Consider the following 6903-nt stretch of genomic DNA (forward strand, 5'->3'; position numbering starts at 1 on the left):
ATACTATAACATTAGAATGGCAAAGTAAAACGAAATTAGTTCAGCTCCGGTTTGACCGGACCGATCACGTATACCTTAAGGCCGGATTTACGGCCAAAGTTGCGTGCCTGCTGGACGGAATCGTAGTATATATCGATTTTATTTCCCTTAATGGCTCCGCCTGTGTCTTCCGCACGACGGAAGCCAACGCCTTCAATGTAAACCCACCATCCCAAAGGAATGACGCTTGGATCAACCGCAATCGTGCGGCCTTCCGTGACGCGTGTTCCTGTGGCGGTGCGTGTGCCGACTCCGGACTCGCCAGACGAATAAGCGGTCATGGATACTTTGATCAGCTTCTTGTAGGAAAAGTCAACGCCGGCCTTGCTGACCCGGTTGTTACTGCTGCTGCTGACCTTCTTCACCTTGGCAGGGGTAGAAGAAGCTTTGGCAACGGCTGCTTTGACTTCGGTCACTACGGGAACAGGCTTTTTCTTCGTGCCGACGGCAATGACCTTATCCTTGGTCACCGTCTGCACTTTTTTGCCCACCATTTTCATGGACACCAGCTTGCCGTCTTTGTACTTCTTCTCAATGTACTGCACCATGACGCCAGGAGCTCCCTGCTGAATCACCCGCGACTCGCCTTTGTAAATGCTGGGGTCGGAGGTTTTGACCACCCGGAAGGGGAGGGATTCATGACGCTGTACCACTTGTTTGTTCATCCGGACGATCCGGATGTCCGTGTTGGTGGAGACCGCCGTTTCGACAGCCGGAGTCACAATGTCCGTTTCCTTGACTTTGACGCCGGTTTCTTTCAGCACGTCGCCGACCGTTTTGGCCGTTGTATACAAATGCTTCGTTGCACCATCAGCCGTCACTTTCACAGGACTCGCGCGGTCGATCACGACCTTGTCGCCGTCGGATATAGCCCCGCTCAGCGGCATCGATATTTGGTCCTCGGGTTTCAGACTGATTTCCTGCTCATCCAGCATTTCTTGAAGTAAAGATGTATTGGTCTGTACAGATTTCATTTGACCGTCTACTACCAAATAAACTTGTTTTCGCGATTGACTGTACACGAGCAGCAAGATCATCAGGGTAACCGCGATTGAAACGATAGCTGCAGTGGAGATCTGGCGCAAATTCTCATGCTTCCATCGCAATGCGTAAGACATGCTGGAGATTTTTGAATCATGGGTCTTCTCTGGTTGGAAAACGCCCACTTTCTCGATCCTCCTTCATAGCCTCGCCGTCTAGAGTTATGCATGATTGTATTTGACGCGACTATACTCAATTTTTTACAAGAACCCACAGAAAGCATGCGTTCTTGCACCATGAACCAATCTCTCCATCATGATTTGTCACCTCCTGTTATACAACAGTATGATGACTGCCTCTCCTTTATTCAAAACAAAAGAAGCCGATAGAAAAGAGCTTACGAGGACTCTTTCGTGGCTTCCGGATGTCTGAATATCGGAATTGTCATGCACGAGGGTACCTCTCTTTATCCGCTTACGGGGTTAGCTGTCGGGTTCGGGCGAAAGAGAGCCGCCCTATTCGCGTCCTTACGCTCATGGCGTAAAGCCGTTCAATTCACCCCAGAGACCCAAGAAAGAAATCAAATACGCTTGCGAGCATGGGACCACTTCCGGTCTGTCATGACCCGCTCCAGTATTGGTTCCCCCGTTCTCCCATGCGGGAGACTCAGCGAGACTGGTTCATGAAAGCTGCGAAGGTAAGACCTTAACGACAGCTCAATGATTCACTGAAAAGATGATATCCTGTTTTGATGCATGTTGTAAAGCGGTAATCAACCACGTTTATTTGAAAAAGTGGTTAAAAAAATGTAATATTCGGCGTTTTGTTTGTTAAAATTCTTTAATCATTCGCTCATGCTCATTTTTTCGGCTGTTTTTCTCCCGATTTCACACAATTCCAAATCGTTCCAGCCCATTTTGGGTGGTAATCCGGGCAATTTCCTCCAGGTCAACCCCCTTAATCAGGGCTGCCGCTTCAGCGACCAGACGGACGTTTGCCGACTCGTTTCTCTTTCCTCGGAAAGGATGCGGCGTGAGATAAGGGGAGTCGGTTTCGATGAGCAGCCTGTCCATCGGAACCGCTCCCCGAGAACGAATGCATGACGCCGCCGACCTCGCCGGCCTTCTCTTCCCGTAATATTTTCACAATATCCTCATGGGCGTCCCGGTTATGTATAACAATTGGCATGTTGAGCTCTCGGGCCAGTCCGATCTGCTGGCGGAGGACCCGGTGCTGCACATCCTTCGGCGAGGTGTCCCAGTAGTAATCCAGTCCAATTTCACCGATGGCCACCACCTTGGGATGACTGCATAAGGATGCAATCCACTCCAGATCGCCTTCCTGCATAAAAACGGCGTCCTGCGGATGCCAGCCTATGGCCGCATATATAAAATCATACGTTTCCACCAGCTTCATCGTCGATGGAATCGTCTCCCGGTTAAAGCCAACGTTGATCATCCGGGTTACACCGGCTTGTACGGCATTGTCAATGACCCGCTCCCGGTCCTCGTCGAATTGTTGCGCATCCAGATGGGTGTGCGTGTCGAACAGTTCCATGAATTTGAACTCCCTTCTTGTCGGTACCCCATGTTCCTTTTCGTACGGTATTTTGTCATTAAAGCTTGAAAATGCGAGAAATCGAAGGAGAAAGATCGGTTATCGCCTTTTCCAGTTTATCTTCCGGATAATACAAGTGATATTTCCCGCGGTGAATGCCGCTGATGGAACGGACAATATCCGACACCTCGGATATTTCCCGCAGCTGCTCCTGGCGGTCGAGCAGCAGGATCTGTTTCTGGCTCGACTCGTCACCCGGACGAAATACATCGTAAGGAAGATCGGTCGGAAAATCAATCTCCAGATCATATTCTGGGTTCATTCCGACTTGTCCAAACTCCCGGCGGATTTCATCGATCATTTCCAAATCGACGGAGTCCATTTCTACATATTTATACAGTTTACGGTGCATAAATCGGGTGCACAGCTCGCTGAGTATGCGGTCGTCCTCATAGGACCACTGGAGGAAGGCCGTTTGAATCAGCGCCTCGTCCAGCTTCAGATAAGCTTGCACGTCCAGTTTGTCTTCAAAGAGCTGCGGCAGCGGCTCGACCATAAAGCCAAATGGATAACCATCCTGGTACAGCTCCTTGGCCCGCCGGAAAATTTGGCGCAAAATAATTTCTGAACTGCGGGTTACCGGATGGAAGTAGACCTGCCAGTACATCTGGTACCTGGACATTAAATAATCCTCCACGGCATGCATCCCGGACTCTTTGACCACCACTCTGCCCTGATAAGGACGGAGCATCCGTAAAATACGGTCAATATCAATCGTGCCGTAGTTCACCCCGGTGTAATAAGCATCCCGAAGCAGGTAATCCATCCGGTCGGCATCCAGGGGGCTCGAAACGAGGTTCACCACGATCGGTTTATCATAGGTCTTCGCGATGACGGCGGATACCTTGTCCGGGAAGTCCGAGGCAATCTCGCTCAATATATCATTCACTTCCGTATCTCCGGTGACAATCCGGCGCGTCCAGTCTTCATGATTCATATGAAAGGCCTCTTCAATCGAATGGGAAAAGGGGCCGTGTCCTAGGTCGTGCAGCAGCGCCGCACACAGCGTCAGCAGCCTCTCTTCTTTCGGCCAATCCGAATACCCGCTTCGCTCAAATTGCGAAATAATCCGCCGTGTAATCTCATATACCCCTAAAGAATGGGAGAAACGGCTGTGCTCCGCTCCATGAAACGTCAAATACGAGGTTCCAAGCTGCCGGATCCGCCGCAAGCGCTGAAATTCGGTTGTATTAATGAGCCTCCAAATCGTGGAGTCCTGGACGTGAATATAATTGTGAACCGGATCTTTAAAAACTTTTTCCTCACTTAGTGGGTTCATGTTCAGGTCAACTCCATTCATTTTGTGAAATTCGGGTTGTTAAGTGTTTTAATTTTGAAATATTTTTGACAATTTGTGTCGATACATGTCGAAATAAGCAGAATTAAGGTTTTCCAAATCGACATTATACTACCAAGGCGATATAATTGGAAAAGAATCCTGATATGAGTGATTTCCTAGCTGTTATGCTATTTGTAAGGTTATTGAACCAAATTTACTGGTTGACTGTTTTGGGAATCGTTGGTATTATTGATATCATTAAAGAGAGAACGTTGTCGAATTATGACATTTTAAAACTATGGCGAGAGGAGCAATGATCAGTTATGATGAAATCAACTGGTATTGTAAGAAAGGTAGACGAACTGGGTCGGGTAGTTATCCCCATTGAACTGCGCCGTACCTTGGGCATTGGAGAGAAAGACGCACTTGAGATTTACGTGGACGGAGAACGTATTATGCTCAAGAAATACGAACCGGCCTGCATCTTCTGCGGCAATGCCGAGAATGTTACTTACTTCAAAGGAAAAATTGTTTGTCACGATTGCATATCAGAAATCCCAACACCTGTGACAAATTAAGATTTTTAGTATATAATAAGAGTAATTCAAATTGTTAATTCTAACCTTTTTCATATCTCCTTGGTGTCTCCTCGGCTTAGAACCCGGCCGTGGGAGGCATTTTTTTGATTGTCGGCGTTATGACCGCTTCAAGGAGAAGAGGAGCAGCCGCACGATGCGTTCTACCCCGGCTGCTTCCATTTTGCCACAAATTACCTAACCTCGGAAAAACTTTCATCCCTATAAAAGGCGACTGTTTTTTCAAAAGTGTGGTTTACCCACCAAATCTCTCTCTTCTACCTACTGCTCCTCACCACTGCATTCGTTACAATAGCGCGTTATATACATCTCTTTTGGAAACGCCGCGGTCGGCGGCTGCCTTCTTCATGGCGTCTTTCCTTGGCAACCCTTCCCCTTCGTAATGCTGCACATGCTCTTCCACGGTCAGCTCCTGCCACCAAGCATCCCGCTGCTTCTGCTCCTCCTTCGGATCCGCGCCTTCCAGTACGAGGCAGTATTCGCCAAGCGGAGCATGCTCCTCCAGATACTCGAGGCACTCTTCAATGGTTCCCCTGACAAACTCCTCATATCGCTTGGTCAGCTCACGGGCAAGCACAATTCTCCGATTGCCGAGAATTTCAAGGATGGCCTTGAGTGTCTTCATTACCCGATGAGGCGATTCGTAAAACAGCAGCGTTCCGGATGCCACCTGCAGCGGCTCCAGCACCGCTTGAATCTCTTTGCGCTCCCGGGGAAGAAAACCGATAAACGTAAAGCGCTCGGTCGGAAGTCCCGACACGATCAGGGAGGATAACGCAGCATTGGCACCCGGGACCGGAATAACGGAAATTCCTTGTTCCAACGCCAGCTGGACGAGGTCGGCCCCAGGGTCGGAAATTGCCGGTAGACCGGCATCGCTGACGAGAGCCAAATTTTTTCCTTCTATTATATAGCGTATTAATTCGGGTCCGCTTGCCGTCTTATTATGCTCATGATAACTGAATAACATAGACGGGGAAATGTCGAAATGGGTGAGCAGCTTGCGCGTCTGCCTTGTATCCTCTGCGGCGATGATGTCACAGGCCTTTAGCGTGTTTACCGCCCGAAATGTCATGTCCTCCAAATTGCCGATGGGCGTGGCCACCAGGTATAACGAACCCGGCGCGCCCTCTTCTTTTTCCTGAAAACTGCTTTGTATGCTCAGACTCATTCTTTTCCCTCTTTAGCTCCGTAGTAAATATCCAGAATTTCCGGACAATAGCTGTTATTTTCATTATATACAATGAGCGGCGGCAGCAACCGCACCTCCGGCTTGCCTTCCCTCATCGCCTCGACCAGCACCATATTCGCCTCCAAGTGGGCCCTCGGATGAACAAAGCGAATCCGTTTCGGCTCCAGCCGATGCTGTCGCATCAGCGATATAATGTCTGCAAGCCGCTGCGGCTTATGAACCATGCTGACTTTCCCACCGGGCTTGACCAATCTGAAGCAGGTCTGAATAACCTCTTCCAGGGTGCAGTTGATTTCATGGCGGGCGATCGCCTGGTGAGGATTCAGCTTGATATCGCTGCCGTTCAGCGGCATATAGGGCGGATTGACCGTAATGGCGTCATACACACCGTGCCCGGTCTCCTTATGCAGCTCACGCAAATCGCCTTCGCGGATGAGAACCCGTTCATTCAAGCCGTTCAGTTCCACGCTCCGCCGGGCCATGTCCGCCAGACGGGGCTGAATTTCAATACCTTCGATGGCCGCCGCGGTACGGGTTGTGAGCAGCATCGGAATGACACCGTTGCCCGTACACAGGTCGAGCACTCTCCCCTTGGCCGGAATCCCCGCGAAACGTGCCAGAAGCACCGCATCCATGGAAAAGCTGAACACTTCGTCGCTTTGGATAATATGCAAATCATGCGTCAGCAGATCGTCGAGACGTTCCGTCGGCCGCAGGCTTACCTGTGATTTATCAATTTTCATTCTTCATTTTCCTTCTCTGCAGCATAGGGTAACCTTCCTTGGTACTTTTACATAAAACCATTGTAAACCATAAAAACATTGAAAAAAACCGTAGGGAGTTATCCTACGGCTTCATTTATTCAGAAAAGACAGGCAGAAAAGGCAATCGCCTTCTGTGCGCAAATGTCCATAATAGACGTTGCATATATGGAAACCTTCGTGATACAGCCTCGCGAGGTTGTCGTATCCTTCCCCCACCACGTCCTCGATCTCATGCTCCTGCTCTGCTGTGGCATGGGCCGGTTGTGGCAGCGGGGATCCTTCCTCCGGTATGGCTCCTTTTAATATTTTGCGCAGCTGCTCATTCTCCAGGCTCAGGCGGTTGTTTTCCTCCAGCAGCTCTTTGATGAGAAGCTTCATTTCACCCAGATCACTGTGAACCTGCTCCATTTGTGTTTCCATCTCTTGAATGTGTGC

At 49.5% G+C, this 6903-nt stretch carries 6 protein-coding genes, 1 pseudogene and 1 riboswitch; of the genes and pseudogenes, 1 reads left to right on the forward strand and 6 read right to left on the reverse strand.

What is annotated here, in order from left to right; all coding sequences use genetic code 11:
• Positions 1-35 precede the first annotated feature (35 nt).
• From CPT76_RS07370 to CPT76_RS07380, 3 genes and pseudogenes are all read right to left on the reverse strand, one after another.
• Positions 36-1205 carry a resuscitation-promoting factor gene (locus tag CPT76_RS07370; protein WP_105442440.1) on the reverse strand — a complete coding sequence of 390 codons (1170 nt, stop codon included), beginning with the start codon at positions 1203-1205 and terminating at the stop codon, positions 36-38.
• A 270-nt stretch (positions 1206-1475) separates the two neighbouring features.
• A riboswitch (cyclic di-AMP (ydaO/yuaA leader) is annotated at positions 1476-1702 on the reverse strand.
• A gap of 205 nt (positions 1703-1907) precedes the next feature.
• Positions 1908-2511 (reverse strand): annotated as a pseudogene (locus tag CPT76_RS07375) (TatD family hydrolase).
• A gap of 124 nt (positions 2512-2635) precedes the next feature.
• Entirely contained in the window at positions 2636-3916 is a 1281-nt protein-coding gene (locus tag CPT76_RS07380; RefSeq protein ID WP_105442441.1) for an HD domain-containing protein, read from the reverse strand.
• Between the two features lie 323 nt (positions 3917-4239).
• Here CPT76_RS07380 and CPT76_RS07385 point away from each other — a divergent pair, with 323 nt between their 5' ends.
• The gene (locus CPT76_RS07385) at positions 4240-4494 is read left to right on the forward strand and encodes an AbrB/MazE/SpoVT family DNA-binding domain-containing protein (protein WP_036712714.1); all 255 of its coding nucleotides are present in this window, start codon (positions 4240-4242) and stop codon (positions 4492-4494) included.
• 304 nt (positions 4495-4798) lie between these two features.
• On the opposite strand, the gene rsmI is transcribed toward CPT76_RS07385, so the two are convergent.
• The 3 genes from rsmI to CPT76_RS07400 form a co-directional block, all read right to left on the reverse strand.
• Positions 4799-5683: a 16S rRNA (cytidine(1402)-2'-O)-methyltransferase gene (gene rsmI / locus CPT76_RS07390; protein WP_105442442.1), complete on the reverse strand. Its 885-nt coding sequence runs from the start codon at positions 5681-5683 to the stop codon at positions 4799-4801.
• Positions 5680-6447: a tRNA1(Val) (adenine(37)-N6)-methyltransferase gene (locus tag CPT76_RS07395; RefSeq protein ID WP_105442443.1), complete on the reverse strand. Its 768-nt coding sequence runs from the start codon at positions 6445-6447 to the stop codon at positions 5680-5682. The genes rsmI and CPT76_RS07395 overlap by 4 nt, the downstream gene beginning before the upstream one ends.
• Before the next feature lie 111 nt (positions 6448-6558).
• Complete coding sequence (locus CPT76_RS07400) at positions 6559-6897, reverse strand: initiation-control protein YabA (RefSeq protein WP_219845389.1); 339 nt, start codon at positions 6895-6897, stop codon at positions 6559-6561.
• Positions 6898-6903 lie beyond the last annotated feature (6 nt).

Origin of the sequence: Paenibacillus sp. AR247 (assembly GCF_002968895.1) — a bacterium.
In the GTDB taxonomy this organism is placed as follows: Bacteria; Bacillota; Bacilli; order Paenibacillales; family Paenibacillaceae; genus Paenibacillus_AQ; species Paenibacillus_AQ favisporus.